We start from the raw sequence: 15,715 nt of genomic DNA, 5'->3' as shown, positions 1-15,715 counted from the left end.
ATGAAGTCCCATAAAAATAACAATTTGAGGCAAGACATGCCCAGCAGCCTGGACCGTACCGACAAAGCCCTGTTAAACGCCCTGCAAGGCAACGCGCGCCTGACCGTTGCCGAACTGGCCGAGCGCGTTTCCCTGACCACCTCGCCGTGCTGGCGCCGGATCAAGAACCTGGAAGACAGCGGCGTGATCGGCGGCTACCAGGCGATTCTCTCGCCCAAGGCCCTGGGCTATGGGGTCACGGCGTTTGTCAGCATCATGATGGACACCCACTCCAAGGAAATCGCCCGGGCGTTTGAACAGCGGTTGCTGGACATCCCGGAAATCGTCGCCTGCCATAACGTGTCCGGGCGCTATGATTTTTTGCTGGAAGTGGTGGCCAAGGACCTGGAGTCCTTCGGCGAATTTGCCCGGGAGGTGTTGCAGACATTGCCGTGTGTGAAGGAAATCTATTCGAGCTTTTCCTACAAGTCGGTCAGGCCGTTGCGGGTGATTCCGTTGCCGGGGTGACGACGGTCTTTGTTTGAAACAACCAGCCTGCGCGTCGCTGTTTCCCATAACAAATGCAGACTTTTCGTGATACCGCAGCCAGCCAGGCTCCTTCAAGGTTCGGCCGGTAGAGCGCACGCAACGGTGCCTCTCGGATCTGAAACGACCCAGGAGCCAGAGCCATGTCGACCCCCGCAATGCAAGGCAGTCCACTGTTCCAGACGATTGATCAGTTTCGCCATCGCGATGATCGTGGCAATGGCATCCAGCACAATGGGCTGGCGTCCAAGACCACGGGGGATGCGGCCAAGTCGCTGTGGCGTTCCAGTTCGGGCTGGCCGGACACGAACGCTGATGGCACGCGCTTGGTTTCCTACGAGTTCCGCGCCCCGCCCGCCGACCCCAAGCAGGTTTGGCAGAACAAGACCGGGTTCAGCCATATCCTCGAGAACCAGAGGCAGCAGACCCGGCGCAGCCTTGAGTCGATTGCAGATGTGGCGAACGTGAAGTTCAGCGAAGGGCCCAGGACGGCAAAAAGCGAAGGGCATATCAGCATTGGCAACTATGGGCAAAAGGTCGACCGCAACGGCCGTTCCCAGAGCGGCAACCCCCATGCGGTGCTGCCGGGCAGTGGCCGTGGGGGTGAGGTGTGGTTTGTAAACACGCCAGAGGAGCACAGCGTTGCCAGCGCAGCCCTTGGCGATGCCGGCCGGCATACGATTGTCCATGAACTGGGGCATGCGATGGGGTTACAGCATCCTGGGCGCTATGACGGCAGCTTCACGCGCAACCAACTCGACTCTCAAGAAGATTCGCAAAGCCACACCGGCATGAGCTACAGGGGCGAGCGCACCGCCTACATGCGGCATGACGGCTTTCGTTCATCGGCGCCACAATTGGACGACATAACGGCTTACCAGTCCCGATATGGCGCCAATCTCAAGACGCGCAATGACGACACCACCTACGGTTTCAACTCCAATACCCAGCGTGACTTCCTGAGTATCCACAGCAAGAACGACAAGATGGTCGCTGCTATTTGGGATGGCGGCGGGACCGACACGCTGGACTTTTCGGGTTATGAGCAGGACCAGAAAATCAGCCTCAAGGCGGGGACGTTTTCCGATGTGGGTGGCCTTAAAGGCAACGTTTGCATTGCTTATGGCGTCACGATCGAGCATGCCACGGGTGGCAAAGGCAACGATTGGCTGGTGGGCAACGCAGCGAATAACCAGTTGCGCGGTGGTGACGGGAACGATGTGCTCTACGGCGCTGAAGGTGCCGACACGCTGTGGGGCGGCAAGGGCAACGACACCTTCGTCTATGGAAAAATCAACGAGTCCAATGCTGCGGCACCGGACCGGGTCCAGGACTTTGTCAGTGGCCAGGACAAAGTCGATGTGTCAGGGATCACCGCGCAGTTGGGCGGCAGACCGTTGCAGTTTGTCAGCAGGTTTTCTGGGGCGAGCGGCGAAGCCATCGTCAGTTATGACCGCCAGTCGAACATGAGCACGTTGCAGATTGCTGGAAAGCCTACCGAGCCGCCCTTCATGCTGCAGGTGCAGGGAGAGTTGCGGCGCAGCGATATTGTGAGCTGACTGCTAGAGGTGGCCAAGGGCGGCGGCCCAGTCCTGGCTGTTCAAGACGCCCAGTACCTTGAGCTTGCCGTTGGTGCCGACCCGGACAAACAGTGAACTGCCGTATTCGGCACCGTCGGCGTGGGGGTAGCCCAGCACCCGCTCCAGGTCGCCGATGCATTCGCTATGGGTGACCAGCAACAGGTTGCGCCCGGCAATCTTGCGTGCCGGCAGGTCATGCGCGAGGGCGGTGCCACACAAGGTCAAGCGGTCGGGTAACACGTGGACGTCGCCGAACATGAACTGCGAAGTTTGCAAGGTACGCGTGGTGGGGCTGCTCAACACATCGCTGTGGGACATGCCCAGGGTATGGAATGCGCTACCCACCGCCACTGCCGAGACACTGCCGGGGCGGGTCAAGCCATCGACAGGGCCCAGGCACGGATTGCTGGAGCGGTCGCAGCGTTCTTCATGGCGCACCAGCACGATCAGGTTGCCACTGCGCCAGGCTGCCAGGGCCCCGGAAGTGACCAGGCGATTGTCGACGCCCAGGTTCTGCGGCGTGGTGGGCCAGAGCATGGCGCCCATCACTACAAGGCTCAGGGCGATCAGCGCACCGAAACGCAGCCCTGACTGCCTGAGGGTTTTCGCCCGGCGTTCATCCGGGCAATTCATTTCAACCACGCTCTTCACCCTGGCACCTGAGGTACAGCTGTTTGTGTTGCCGGGCAATGTAGGGGCAGGGGCGTGGTCGGCCAGTGAAATCGATGTGAAAAAATTGCCTTGGCGGTGACGGTCTTTCGCACATTCATCTTAAAAAATACTGTACATATATACAGTCATATCCTACAGTCCATCCCAGGTGAACGGATTTCACCGCGCACCGACGCCACAATTTTTTAACTATGGATGGATAAAAAATGAAATCGAAAAAAGCCTTTATGCTGGGCGCGGCCATGGCGGCCTCCTGCTTCGTTTCGGCCTTTGCCCTGGCCGAGCAGTACCCTTCGCAAGCCCCCGCCAAACTGTCCGCCCAGGCGGTCAAGCAAGCGGTGGACCAGGCGCTTAAAGTGGGGGGCAAGGTTGAGTCCTCGAAGCTTTCGGCCGAACTTACGCAAAAACTCAAGGCGGCCAAGGCGGGTAAGGCCAAGGCGCTGGCAAGCAAGGCCGCAGCCAGCAGCGTGCCGGTGGACACGCGGGTTGATGAGCTGAAAAAACCTGGCGAGAAGCAGTTGCAAGGTGCAGCGATTGCCGCTTTCACTCCCTTGTTCCCAACCCTGGATATCAACACCCTGTACACCGTCAGCGGTGTGGAAACCGGGGCGCAAGTGGCCTACCACTTCAACCTCGCGCAAAGCGCGCGCATCCAGGTTCAGCTGCTGAACCAGAGCGCCGGTACCGATATGTCGTTGAGCCTGTTCCATGACGACGGCCAGGGTAACCTGACGCTGGCGGGCACCTCTGATAACGCCGGCAGCGCCGATGAATACCTCAACGGCGTGATGCCTGCCGGCGATTACTACTGGTACATGGTGGCCAACACCGCGAGCAATTCGCAGTTCAGTTTTGGCGTGGCGGTGGACAGCAACATCGACGCCTTCGAGCCCAACGACACCGCGCAAACCGCGTTCGCCTTGCCAGACGCGCTGAACCAGGTGGCCGGCAACCTCGACAGCGTCAACGATGTCGATTACTTCGACTTCACCGCGCTGCGCGGCCAGGGCGTGGGCATGTTCCTTGGCGATGACGGCGCGGGCACCCGCAACCAGTGGATTTTCGAGCGCTTCGATGGCAATAACTGGGTGGTGATCCAGCCAAACAACACCTCCACGTACCCCAACCTCACGCCTGGCTACACCGTCAAGGTGCGGGTGCGGGCCAACCCGGCAGTGGCGCTCAACCCGCAGGCGCGATACATCTTGTCCTTTGGCTCGGCACCACGACTGAACCAGAACAATGTGAATGGCGACAACGTGGTGCGCATTCCCAGTTCGATCATGCAACTGGCCACCCAGGCCTCCCGTAGCCTGAGCTGGAGCACCCAATGGTCGGACAGCACCGGTGAGCCGCTGCGCGGCGTGACCCCGGTACTGCGGGTCGACAAACGCTTCGATAACACCATCAACTATCACTGGGTCGACTACGAGGCCAAGACCGGTATCACCGGCGCGGCCTCCGGCAACGTCGACCTGGGCACCTGCTCCGGCGATCTGAATGTGGTCTACCCGGACAGCTCGTCCGGCCAGACGTACAACTGGCGGACCTGGTTCAACATGGGCGGCTGGCGCATCGAGCTCAAGGAGTTCCCGGGTGTTGGTGTAGGCGGTAATATCACGCAGTACGTAAGCCTGGGGCATATCTGCAGCCAGACCATCGTGCGCTAACCAGAAAGCGGCTTGCCGGCGCCCGCCGGCAAGCCAGCTTCTACAGGGCCAGTTTCAGCGGCAAGCGGGCCATGCTGGTGTTCTTCAGCGAGCCCAGGTACAGCCATTCACCGTGTTCGCGGGCGCTGGTAATGGGTGAGTAGTTGCCCGCGCTACCATCCTGCAGGTTGGCGACCACCTGGCCATGCACATCCAACCCCAGCACAAAGGCTTTGCGCTCGATGGGCTTGGGCACCACCATCAGCGCCCGCACCATCATCTTGCGTATCGCGGGGTAACCGGCCAAGCCATCGAGCAGGGGGTTACGCGGCGAATACAGCGCCACCCAGAACCGATCCCGGCCGTTGAAGGTGAGGTTGTCCGGCAGCCCCGGCAGGTTGTCGATAAACAGATCGTGGGTGCCAGCCTTGTCGCCCTTGAGCCAAAAGCGGCTGATGCGATAGGCCCCGGTTTCATTGACCAGCACATAGCTTTCATCCGGCCCCAGCGCCACGCCGTTGGCAAATTGCAGGTGGTCCAGCAGCACCTCGGTCTGGCCGTTGCTGAAGTCATAACGCAACAACCGGCCATCGCCACCATGCTCGATCACCGCTTCACCATCCTGGCCATAGCCCCAGCGGCTCGACGCGTCGCTGAAGTAGGCGTAGCGCCCGGCAGCATCCACCGTTACATCATCGGTAAAGCCGAAGGGCAGGCCATTGGCACTGGTGCTCAGGGTGCTCAGTTGGCGCTGGCCGTCCAATGCCAGCAGGCCCTTGACCCCATCGGCAATGATCAGGCGCCCGTCCGGATGCTGCGCCAGGCCCAGCGGGCGGCCGCCGGTGTTGACCAGCACGTCCAGGGTGTTGCTGTCTGGCGCGGTGCGGATGATTCGCCCGTCATGCAGGCCGGTAACCAGTAAACCTTGGGCATCTACCAGCAACGCCTCGGGCCCGGCGATGCCCTGGGCGCCAACCCGCTGGACATCCTTCAGGCGCTGGTTTTCGCTGTAGGGCCCATCCCGCATGGATGGCGCCTTGGGCGCAGCCCAATTGACTGGCTGCACCTCGGTGGGCATCAGCAGCAAAAAGGCGGCGACAAGGATCAACACCAGCAACAGCAGATGACGGATTGTTTGGCTCATGGTGCTTCCCGCGGGTCTTTGGAGGAGGGTGTGGCGGGCTCCCAGTGCAACGTGCCGAACAGATAGTCCATCAGCGGCAGCACGATGTTGAAGTTGCGCCCTTGCATCAACTCACGGCGGTGATGCAGTGCGTGCAGCTGGTGCATGTGCCGGATCCACGGCAAGCGGGCCAGGGGATGCGCGGCAGGCAGGTGCTCGCAGGCGTGGAAGGTTTCGTAGAGCAGGTAACCGAGGATCATGCACCCGGCGAACAACCCGGCGACGTTGGGGTTGAACTGCTTGAGCAGCCACCAGGCGGGGAGGGTGATGGCCAGGCTGTGGAGGACGATCAACCAGGCCGGAAACAGGATCACCCGCCAGTCCCTGGGGCTGTCATAGGTCATATGGCCGGGGGTGAAAAAGCTGTGGTGGTCGCCGGTATGGCGCGCATAGAACAGCTTGGCGAGGCCGTGTTTATGATGGCCGAGGTGACGGTGGACGAGGTAGATGCACAGATTGAAAAACACCAGTGTCAGGGGAATGGTCAGCCATTCCCAGGCCTGGATGTGCTGGGTGCTGCCCCAGGCCAGGAGGATGCAGGACAAACCGTAGATCAGCACAAAACCGGCATGCAGCCACGGGTTGTAGCGCGGGTGGACCGCGGCACGGTAGCGGTGGCGAAAGGCCTCGGTGGGATGGGTCATGGCGCAGCCTGTTGTATTTTTTATTGGTGAGTGAGCTTAGCCCGGCCTGCCGATTTTGCGAACTGAGCTTGCCCCTGTAGGAGCCGGCTTGCCGGCGATGGCGCCAGCCAGAACACCCACAACGTCAAATAATGCCCCGTCATCGTGAAAGACCATCGCCAGCAAGCCGGCTCCTACAGGGAAAGCGCAAGGGGCTTGCGCCAGCCTCATTTCCTTGTTAGCTTCTGGCAAAATGTTAACGATAACATTTGCTCTAAAAATAAAAACAAAACAGAGACCCATGCCATGAAAATGCTTCGCAAAACCCTGTGTTTGTTGGCTTTAAGCATCTCCACCGTCGCCCTGGCCGACACCAAACCTGCCCCCATGCGCATCGGCGCATCCTTCCAGGAAATCAACAACCCGTACTTCGTCACCATGAAAGACGCCCTGCAAGAAGCGGCGGCGACCATCGGTGCGCAATTGATCATCACCGATGCCCGCCACGATGTGTCCAAGCAAGTCAGTGACGTCGAAGACATGCTGCAAAAGGGCATCGACATCCTGCTGATCAACCCCACGGATTCGGTTGGCGTGCAGTCCGCCGTCAAGTCGGCCCACGCAGCAGGTGTCGTGGTGGTGGCGGTGGATGCCCAGGCCGATGGCCCGCTGGATTCCTTCGTCGGCTCAAAGAACTTCGACGCCGGTTTCCAGGCCTGTGAATACCTGGCCAAGAACATCGGTGACAAAGGCAATATCGCGATCCTCGACGGCATTGCCGTGGTGCCGATCCTGGAGCGGGTCCGCGGCTGCAAGGAGGCCGTGGCCAAGCATCCGGATATCAAGATCGTCAGCATCCAGAACGGCAAGCAAGAGCGTGACCAGGCGCTGACCGTCACCGAAAACATGCTCCAGGCCCAGCCCACCCTCAAGGGGATTTTCAGCGTCAATGACAACGGCTCCCTCGGCGCACTGTCGGCCATCGAGGCCAGCGGCATGGACGTCAAGCTGGTCAGCGTCGATGGTGCGCCGGAAGCGATCAAGGCCATCCTCAAGCCGGGCAGCAAGTTCATCGCCACCTCGGCGCAGTACCCGCGCGACCAGATCCGCCTGGCCCTGGGCATTGCCCTGGCCAAGAAGTGGGGCTCACACGTGCCCGCCAGTATCCCGGTGGATATCGCCCTGATCGACCAGGCCAAGGCCAAGGACTTCAGCTGGTAAACCGTCCACGCCCCGCGTCAATCGTGGGGCGCGGGGCTCCCTTCTGAACGAGAGGTCGGCGGCATGAGCAGTCTTTTGCAACTGGAAAACATCTGTAAACGCTACCCCGGGGTGCAGGCCCTCAAGTCCATCAACCTGCAAGTGGAGCGTGGCGAGATTCATGCCTTGCTCGGGGAAAATGGCGCGGGTAAATCGACCCTGATGAAAATCCTCGGCGGGGTCGAGCACCAGGACGAAGGGCGCATCCTGATCGATGGCCAGGCGCAGCAGTTCGCGACCTATCGTGATGCGATTGCCGCCGGCATCGGCATTGTGTTCCAGGAGTTCAGCCTGATTCCCTACCTCACGGCGGTAGAAAACATCTTCCTCGGCCATGAACTGAACAACCGCTTCGGCCTGCTGCGCAAGCGCGATATGCAGCAAGCCGCCCAGGCACTGTTCCAACGGCTTGGGGTGAGCATCGACCTGCAATGCCCGGTCAAGCACCTGAGCGTGGCCGAGCAGCAGTTTGTCGAGATCGCCAAGGCCCTGGCCCTGGATGCGCGGCTGCTGGTGCTCGATGAACCCACCGCGACCCTCACGCCAAGCGAGGCCGAACTGCTGTTCGAGATCATGCGCGAACTCAAGCGCCAGGGTGTGGCGGTGATTTTCATCTCCCATCACCTGGAAGAAATTTTCCAGGTGTGCGACCGCATCAGCGTGTTGCGCGACGGCGGCAATGCCGGCGTCACCGACGTGGCCGACAGCGACATCGACCGCTTGGTGGAAATGATGGTCGGCCGGCGCCTGGAGTGCAGTTTCCCAGCCAAACCCAGCACCGAGCGCGGGCCATTGCTGCTGGAGGTCAAGGACATCCAGCTCAAGCGCAATGGCCCGCACAATAGCTTCCAACTGCACCAGGGCGAGATCCTCGGTTTTGCCGGGCTGGTCGGCTCGGGCCGCACCGAGCTGGCCCTGGGCATGATGGGCGCGCTGGCGTCGGTGACCAAGGACGTCTGGCTGCGCGGGGTAAAGGTCAGCCTCGACGACCCGGCCCAGGCCCTGGCCCATGGGATCGGCCTGTTGCCGGAAAGCCGCAAGAGCGAGGGCCTGATCACCGATTTCAGCATTCGTGAAAACATCTCCATCAACAACCTGCACAAGTACCAGGGCGCCAGCGGCCTGATCGACAAGGGCAAGGAGTGCGCCAGTGTCGATGAGCTGATGCAGCAGCTGTCGATCAAGGCGCCGAGCGGCGAAAGCCGGGTATTCAACCTCAGTGGCGGCAACCAGCAAAAAGTGGTGATCGCGCGCTGGATCAACCATCACTGCGACGTGCTGGTGTTCGACGAACCCACCCGTGGCATCGACGTCGGCGCCAAGGCGCAGATCTACGCGCTGATGCGCAAACTCACCGAGCAAGGCTACGCAATCATCATGATTTCCTCCGAACTGCCGGAAATCATCGGCATGTGCGACCGCGTCGCCGTGTTCCACAAGGGCGCCATCGTCAAGGTACTGGAAGCGTCTGCCGTCAACCCACAAGAGGTCATGCGCCATGCAACAGGGGGCTCAAGTGAATACGTCCATTAACCGCGCAGGCACCCAGGGGCTACGCCCGAACCTGGCGCGGCTGGTGCGCTCGCCGGCGTTTTATCCGTTTATCGGGCTGTTGCTGGTCACGGCGGTGATGATCGTGGCCAGCGACAACTTCCTCACCGCCAGCAACCTGTCCAACATCGCCCGCCAGGTGTCGATCAACGCGATCATAGCGGTGGGCATGACCTGCGTGATCCTCACCGGTGGCATCGACTTGTCGGTGGGGCCGGTGATGGCCTTGTCCGGCACCTTGACCGCCGGGCTGATGGTCGCGGGCCTGCCGCCGGGCCTGGCGATTGGCGCCGGGCTGCTGATTGGCGTGGCGTTTGGTATCGGCAACGGGTTGTTCGTGGCGTACCTGCATATGCCGCCGATCATCGTCACCCTGGCGACCATGGGCATCGCCCGTGGCTTTGGCCTGATGTACACCGATGGCTACCCGATTTCCGGGCTGCCGGAGTGGTTCGGCTTCTTTGGTCGCGCCAGCCTGCTGGGGATCCAGGTGCCGATCCTGATCATGCTGGTCACCTACCTGGTGGCCTATGTGCTGCTGCAACACACGCGCATCGGTCGCTACATCTACGCCATTGGCGGCAACGAAGAAGCGGTGCGCCTGTCCGGGGTGCGCGCGGCGCGTTTCAAATTGCTGGTGTATGGCATCAGCGGCTTGACCGCAGCGATTGCCGGGCTGGTGCTGACCTCACGCCTGATGAGCGGCCAGCCCAACGCCGGCATCGGTTTTGAGCTGGATGCGATTGCCGCGGTGGTCCTGGGCGGTGCCTCGATTGCCGGTGGGCGCGGGGTGATTGTCGGCACCTTGCTTGGCGCCATGCTGCTGGGCGTGTTGAACAATGGCCTGAACATGCTCGGGGTCTCGCCCTATGTGCAGAGCGTGATCAAGGGCGCAATTATTTTGCTGGCGATCTTTATCAGCCGTCAGCGCCACAAGTAAAAAAACGCAGTACCTCAACGCGGCCGCCGTGGCCGCGACGGGCTCTCTCATCTTCAATAAAGGTCAGTACCTCATGGAAAAGCACAGCCAAATGCAAGCCGTCGTCTGCCACGGCCCCAAAGACTACCGCCTGGAGCGCATCAGCAAACCCCAGGCGCGGCCCAATGAACTGGTGATCCGCATTGCCGCCTGCGGGATCTGCGCCAGTGACTGCAAATGCCACTCGGGCGCGGCGATGTTCTGGGGCGGCGACAACCCGTGGGTCAAGGCGCCGGTGGTGCCGGGGCACGAGTTTTTCGGCTATGTGGAGCAAGTGGGCGAGGGCGCCGAGGAACACTTCGAGGTCAAGGTCGGCGACAAGGTGATCGCCGAGCAGATCGTGCCCTGTGGCAAGTGCCGCTTCTGCAAGTCCGGCAAGTACTGGATGTGCGAGGTGCACAACATCTTCGGCTTCCAGCGCGAAGTGGCCGAAGGCGGCATGGCCCAGTACATGCGCATCCCCAAGACCGCCATCGTGCACAAGATTCCCGAGGCGGTGTCCCTGGAGGATTCGGCGTTGATCGAGCCCATGGCCTGCGCGATCCATACGGTCAACCGTGGCGACCTGCAACTCGATGACGTGGTGGTGATTGCCGGCGCCGGTACCCTGGGCCTGTGCATGGTGCAGGTGGCCGCGCTGAAGACCCCGAAAAAACTGGTGGTGATCGACATGGTCGACGAACGCCTGGCGTTGGCGAAAAAATACGGCGCCGATGTAGTGATCAACCCCGCCCGGGACGACGCCCGCGCGATCATCAATGGCCTGACCGACAACTACGGCTGCGACGTGTATATCGAGACCACCGGCGTGCCGGCCGGCGTGACCCAGGGCCTGGAGTTGATCCGCAAGCTGGGGCGTTTTGTCGAGTTCAGCGTGTTCGGCGCCGAGACCAGTGCCGACTGGTCAATCATTGGCGACCGCAAGGAACTGGACGTACGCGGCGCGCACCTGGGGCCGTATTGCTACCCGGTGGCCATCGACCTGTTCGAGCGTGGCCTGGTGACGTCCAAGGGCATCGTCACCCATGACTTCCCCCTGGATAACTGGGCCGAAGCGTTCGACCTGGCCAACTCGGTGAAGTCGATCAAGGTGCTGCTCAAGCCGGGGCAATGAGTATGAAATACGTGATTGGCGTGGACATTGGCACCCAGAGCACCAAGGCGCTGTTAGTGGATGGCGAGGGGCGGATCATCGCCCAGCACAGCCAGGGCTATCGCGTGGACACGCCAAAAGTGCGCTGGGCCGAGCAATGGCCACAGGTCTGGCTGGATGCAGTGCAGGCCTGTGTGGCCGAGTGCATGGGCAAGGCCGGGGTCGCCAAAGAACAGGTCAAGGCGCTGTGCATCAGCAGCCTGTACGGCGGCTCGGGGATAGCCGTGGATGGCGCCATGAAACCGTTGCACCCCTGCCTGATCTGGATGGACCGCCGCGCCGGCGAACAGGTGGCCTGGGTGCGCGAGCAGGTCGACCTGGAGCGCCTGTTCGCGGTCACCGGCAACTCGCTGGACAGCTACTACGGTTTCACCAAAATGCTCTGGCTCAAGCAGCACCAGCCCGAGGTCTGGGCCAACACCCGCTACCTGTTGCCGCCCAACAGCTACATCAATTACTGCCTGACCGGTGAGGTGGCGGTGGATCACAGCAGCGCCGGCAATATCGGCGGGGTCTACGACGTGGTGGCGCGCGGCTGGTCGGCCGAGATGCTGGCGGCGCTGGATATCCCGTTGGCGATGATGCCCGAGCGCCTGCTGTATTCGGGCGAAGTGGTGGGCGGCCTGCTGCCGGAATGGGCACAACGCCTGGGCCTGGCGGCGGGCATGCCGGTGCTGGCCGGGGGCGTCGATGCGGCCATGGCGACCCTGGCGGCCGGTGTCACCCAGCCGGGCAACCACGTGGCGATGATCGGCACCAGCATGTGCTGGGGCTACCTCAACCAGCAGGTGGATGCCCGGCATGGCCTGGTGAGCATGCCCCATGTCTACAACGGCCAGCAGGACCTGTACATCTTTGGCGGCGCGATTACCGCCGGGGCCTCGGTGAGCTGGTTTCGCGAGCAGTTCTGCCAGGCCGAGGAGCAACAGGCGCGGGACACCGGCCAGGACAGCCTGTGGCTGCTGGAACAGAGCGCGCGCCAGATCCCGGCGGGCAGTGAAGGGCTGTTGTTTTTGCCGTACCTGATGGGTGAGCGCAGCCCGGTGTGGGATTACCAGGCCAGCGGCAGTTTTGTCGGCCTGAACCTGTATCACAGCCGCATCCACCTGTACCGCGCGGTGCTCGAAGGCGTGAGTTTTGCCCTGCGGCACAACATCGAGGCGGGCATGCGCGGCGCCCATTCACTGGACCCTCGGCTGATCGTGGTGGGTGGCGCGAGCCATTCGGATTTGTGGATGCAGATTATCGCGGATGTCACCCGTTACCCGGTGTACACCATCGTCCAGGAAGTGGAGGCGGCGCTGGGCGCGGCGTTGTTGGCGGCGCATGCGGTGGGGTTGGTGGACGAGGGGCAGATGGCACAGGGGTGGGTGCAGTTGGAGCTGCGGGCTGAGCCTGGGGCTGAGAATGTACAGGCGTATGACCGGGCGTTTGCCGACTACCTGAAGCTGTATCCGGCACTCAAGCCGGTGATGCACAGCCTGCAAACGAGTTAAGTGAACACGGACCAAAATGTGAGAGCTGGCTTGCCTGCGATAGCGGTGTATCGGTCACTAATGTGTTGGCGCACACGCCGCCATCGCCGGCAAGCCAGCTCCCACATGAGCTCTCTATTGCTTTGGGATATTCATTGATGACCACCACCTTCGATTTCACCCACCAACGCATCCTCGTCACCGGCGCCACCAGCGGCATTGGCCGGGAAATCGCCCTGCAACTGATCGCCAGCGGCGCCCAGGTCTGCGCCATCGGCCGTGACGCCCAGGCCCTGTCCCTATTGGGCTGTGAAACCCTGTGCCTGGACATCGCCAACAGCGCCGCCCTGGACCTGGCCCTGAAGGACCTGCCGCCGATGCACGGCCTGGTCAATTGCGCCGGGATCTCGCGCCTGGAACCGGCAGCGGCGATCAGCAGCGCCGCCTTCGACCACGTGATGAACGTCAACGCCCGCGCCGCCGCGCAAGTCGCCAGCCGGGTGGCGGCGGCGATGATTGCGGCAGGTATCGCCGGCAGTATCGTCAACGTCTCCAGCCAGGCCTCGCTGGTGGCGCTGGACGATCATCTGGGCTATTGCGCGTCCAAGGCCGCCCTGGATGCGATCACCCGTGTGCAATGTGCCGAATGGGGGCGTTTCGGGATCCGGGTCAACAGCGTCAACCCCACCGTGACCCTCACGCCCATGGCGCAACAGGCCTGGGCCGACCCGGCCAAGCGCGACCCGGCCCTGGCGGCGATTCCCCTGGGGCGCTTTGCCCAACCCCGGGAAGTGGCGTTACCGGTGCTGTTTTTGTTGAGTGACGCGGCGAGCATGATCAGTGGGGTCAGCCTGCCGATCGATGGCGGCTACACCAGCCGCTAGCCGTTCTCCAGCTTGCCGGCGATCACCACCTTGTCCCGGGGTTTGTACGGGTCTTGCAGGCGGTCGAGCAACAGGCGCACCGCACTGCTGCCGGCCAGCGACGCATCGTGGGCCACGCAGGCAATCGGCACGCCGAAGATATCGGCAAACGGCAGGCGGTCGATGCCGCAGATGGTCAGGCTGTCGTGGGGGATATTGTGCATGCGCAAGGCGCGCAGGGCGCCCAGGGTGATCAACTGGTTGAAGCCCATGATCGCATCCGGTGCGCAGTGGGCGGCCAGGTAGTCGAGGGTGTGCAGGTAGGAGGGCATCAAGGTGTAGTCGCCGGCGCACACTTGGACCTGCACCTGGGGATGCTCGGCGAGCACTTCGCGCAGGCCCTTGAGGCGCTCTACGGTGATGCGCGAATGCTCGGGCCCGGTCAGCACCAGCAGGCGCTTGAGCGCGGGGTTGTGGCGCAACAGGTACTGCGCGGCCTCGATCCCGCTGTGGTAGTTGTCCAGCACCACGCGGCTGAACGGGCTGTCGTGGATCGTGCGGTCGAGCAGCACCACCGGGGTCTTGCCGTTGCCCAGGCGCTCCAGGTAATCGGGCTGGTAGTCGGGCTCGTCGGAGACCGGCGAGAGGATGATCCCCGCCACGCGATAACCGAGCAGGGTGTCCACGGCCTTGCTTTCCAATTCCTCCAGCTCATCGGTGTCCACCAGCATGATGGTGTAGCCGTGCTTTTTCGCCTCGCGGGAAATCGCCTTGATCATTTCGCTGTAGAACGGGTTGTCCACTGACGCGGTGATCACGCCGATGATCAGGCTTTCACTGCGCTTGAGCCCGCGGGCGAAGGCGTTGGGCACGTAGTCCAGCTCACGCGCCACCTCAAGGATCCGCGCCAGGGTGGCGGGCTTGACCAGGTCGGGTTTGCTCAACGCCCGCGACACCGTGATGGTGGTCATGTTGACCCGTTTGGCGATGTCGCTGATGGTGACGGATTTTTTCTTGTTCATCGGCAGGTGGGACCAGGAGAAAACATCAGGAGGCTAACATGGGCACCGGTTCAAAGCACCGGATCCCAACGCTGTGACCAATCGCTCTCGGCCTTGACCACCCCGCGCAGCAGCACCAGGGCCTGTTGCAGGATCGCCGAATCACGCTCGCGCGAGTACACAAGGTAAGTCGGGAAACTGAACTCCGGGGCCTTGGGCACGCGCTCCATCACCCCGCTTTCAAGGTAACTCTGCACCACCCGCGTGCGGAAATAACCGCTGCCGCCATTCTCCAGGATGTACTGCAAGGCCAGCGGCCCGAGGTTGAAACTCACGGCGGCGCGGGCCTTGTCCGGCAGGGCGGCGTCGTGTTGCTGGCGAAAGCCCGGGCCCCAGTCGATATACACATAGGGATCGGGACGGCTGGCCAGGCGCACCAGGATCAGTTTTTCCTCCAGCACCTGCTCCACCTGCAACCCCGGCCAGTACTGCGGCTGGAACACCAGCGCGGCGTCCAGCACGCCCAACTCCAGCTGGCGCAACAGGTATTCACCGTCACGCACTTCGGTGCGCAGCGCATGGCTGGGGATGTGTTCGCGCAGGGCCTTGGCCCAACCGAGCATTAACGGGTTGCACAGGCTGACTTCGCCGCCGATATGCAACACATTGCGATAACCCTCGGGCAACGGCAGGTCGCGGCGCGCCGCTTCCCAGGTTTGCACCAGTTGATTGGCATACACCACAAACGCCTCGCCATCGGCCGTCAACCGCGCCCCGGCGCGGTTGCGCACAAACAGGGTGCTGTCGAGCTGGCTTTCGAGCTTTTGCACGCGAGCGGTGATGGCGGTCTGGGTGACGTGCAGCTTCTCGGCGGCTGCGGCCAGGCTGCCGCAGCGGGTGATTTCGAGGAAAGTGCGTGCCAGTTCGATGTCCATGTCGGCTCCGGAGGGGGTGGAGGGGCATTGTAGTGTGACAATCGCATATCGGTCTGTGAAATGCGCTTCAATGTGGGAGCTGGTTTGGCTTGGCTGCGATGGGCATGAGTCTCTACGCCGCTCGCACTTTTGGGTGTGTGTACATATCCGTTGCTGCGGTCATGGCCACTTAGGGTTCCGCCCTTACGGCGGCTCACTTTGGAAAAGCCCCAAAGTAAGCAAAGGGCTCTTGCCCCACCACTCGGCACCTCGCCTAGGCTCGGTGT

Annotated in this window: 14 protein-coding genes; 9 read left to right on the top strand and 5 right to left on the bottom strand. The window is 62.2% G+C overall.

Annotated features, from left to right (window positions below; translation table 11 throughout):
- Positions 1-36 precede the first annotated feature (36 nt).
- Positions 37-507 carry an Lrp/AsnC family transcriptional regulator gene (locus tag AC19YY_RS13935; RefSeq protein WP_169956871.1) on the top strand — a complete coding sequence of 157 codons (471 nt, stop codon included), beginning with the start codon at positions 37-39 and terminating at the stop codon, positions 505-507.
- Positions 508-668: 161 nt separating this feature from the next.
- Positions 669-2,084 carry a M10 family metallopeptidase C-terminal domain-containing protein gene (locus AC19YY_RS13930; RefSeq protein WP_500604374.1) on the top strand — a complete coding sequence of 472 codons (1,416 nt, stop codon included), beginning with the start codon at positions 669-671 and terminating at the stop codon, positions 2,082-2,084.
- 3 nt (positions 2,085-2,087) lie between these two features.
- Here AC19YY_RS13930 and pmrG read toward each other — a convergent pair whose 3' ends face one another.
- Positions 2,088-2,738, bottom strand: a complete 651-nt coding sequence (gene pmrG / locus AC19YY_RS13925) for a lipopolysaccharide core heptose(II)-phosphate phosphatase PmrG (RefSeq protein WP_262381468.1) — start codon at positions 2,736-2,738, stop codon at positions 2,088-2,090.
- 245 nt (positions 2,739-2,983) lie between these two features.
- Between pmrG and AC19YY_RS13920 the strand changes: the two genes are divergently transcribed.
- Positions 2,984-4,447 carry a hypothetical protein gene (locus AC19YY_RS13920; RefSeq protein ID WP_492634381.1) on the top strand — a complete coding sequence of 488 codons (1,464 nt, stop codon included), beginning with the start codon at positions 2,984-2,986 and terminating at the stop codon, positions 4,445-4,447.
- Positions 4,448-4,487: 40 nt separating this feature from the next.
- Here AC19YY_RS13920 and AC19YY_RS13915 read toward each other — a convergent pair whose 3' ends face one another.
- Positions 4,488-5,570 (bottom strand): SMP-30/gluconolactonase/LRE family protein, encoded by a 1,083-nt coding sequence (locus AC19YY_RS13915; protein WP_170057862.1) that lies wholly within the window; start codon positions 5,568-5,570, stop codon positions 4,488-4,490.
- Positions 5,567-6,253 (bottom strand): sterol desaturase family protein, encoded by a 687-nt coding sequence (locus tag AC19YY_RS13910; protein WP_169956867.1) that lies wholly within the window; start codon positions 6,251-6,253, stop codon positions 5,567-5,569. Before AC19YY_RS13910 ends, AC19YY_RS13915 begins: the two co-directional genes overlap by 4 nt.
- Before the next feature lie 285 nt (positions 6,254-6,538).
- Here AC19YY_RS13910 and AC19YY_RS13905 point away from each other — a divergent pair, with 285 nt between their 5' ends.
- From AC19YY_RS13905 to AC19YY_RS13880, 6 genes are all read left to right on the top strand, one after another.
- Positions 6,539-7,453 (top strand): substrate-binding domain-containing protein, encoded by a 915-nt coding sequence (locus AC19YY_RS13905; protein WP_169956866.1) that lies wholly within the window; start codon positions 6,539-6,541, stop codon positions 7,451-7,453.
- A gap of 63 nt (positions 7,454-7,516) precedes the next feature.
- On the top strand, positions 7,517-9,025 hold the full coding sequence (locus tag AC19YY_RS13900) for a sugar ABC transporter ATP-binding protein (protein ID WP_169956865.1): 1,509 nt from the start codon (positions 7,517-7,519) through the stop codon (positions 9,023-9,025).
- Positions 8,991-9,983, top strand: coding sequence for an ABC transporter permease (locus AC19YY_RS13895; RefSeq protein ID WP_169956864.1), 993 nt, complete (start codon positions 8,991-8,993; stop codon positions 9,981-9,983). The genes AC19YY_RS13900 and AC19YY_RS13895 overlap by 35 nt, the downstream gene beginning before the upstream one ends.
- Positions 9,984-10,056: 73 nt before the next feature.
- Complete coding sequence (locus tag AC19YY_RS13890; RefSeq protein ID WP_170057867.1) at positions 10,057-11,136, top strand: alcohol dehydrogenase catalytic domain-containing protein; 1,080 nt, start codon at positions 10,057-10,059, stop codon at positions 11,134-11,136.
- Between the two features lie 2 nt (positions 11,137-11,138).
- Positions 11,139-12,671: an FGGY-family carbohydrate kinase gene (locus AC19YY_RS13885; protein WP_500604468.1), complete on the top strand. Its 1,533-nt coding sequence runs from the start codon at positions 11,139-11,141 to the stop codon at positions 12,669-12,671.
- 137 nt (positions 12,672-12,808) lie between these two features.
- A complete protein-coding gene (locus tag AC19YY_RS13880) occupies positions 12,809-13,534 on the top strand; it encodes an SDR family oxidoreductase (RefSeq protein ID WP_170043523.1) in 726 nt (241 codons plus the stop codon).
- Here AC19YY_RS13880 and AC19YY_RS13875 read toward each other — a convergent pair.
- Together AC19YY_RS13875 and AC19YY_RS13870 are read right to left on the bottom strand one after the other, a co-directional pair.
- Complete coding sequence (locus AC19YY_RS13875; protein ID WP_169956861.1) at positions 13,531-14,535, bottom strand: LacI family DNA-binding transcriptional regulator; 1,005 nt, start codon at positions 14,533-14,535, stop codon at positions 13,531-13,533. The genes AC19YY_RS13880 and AC19YY_RS13875 overlap by 4 nt on opposite strands.
- Positions 14,536-14,585: 50 nt before the next feature.
- On the bottom strand, positions 14,586-15,449 hold the full coding sequence (locus AC19YY_RS13870) for a LysR family transcriptional regulator (protein WP_169956860.1): 864 nt from the start codon (positions 15,447-15,449) through the stop codon (positions 14,586-14,588).
- Positions 15,450-15,715: the final 266 nt, after the last annotated feature.

The sequence above is a fragment of the Pseudomonas sp. MF09156 genome, assembly GCF_059862305.1.
This window is presented reverse-complemented; position numbering and strand designations above follow the sequence as displayed.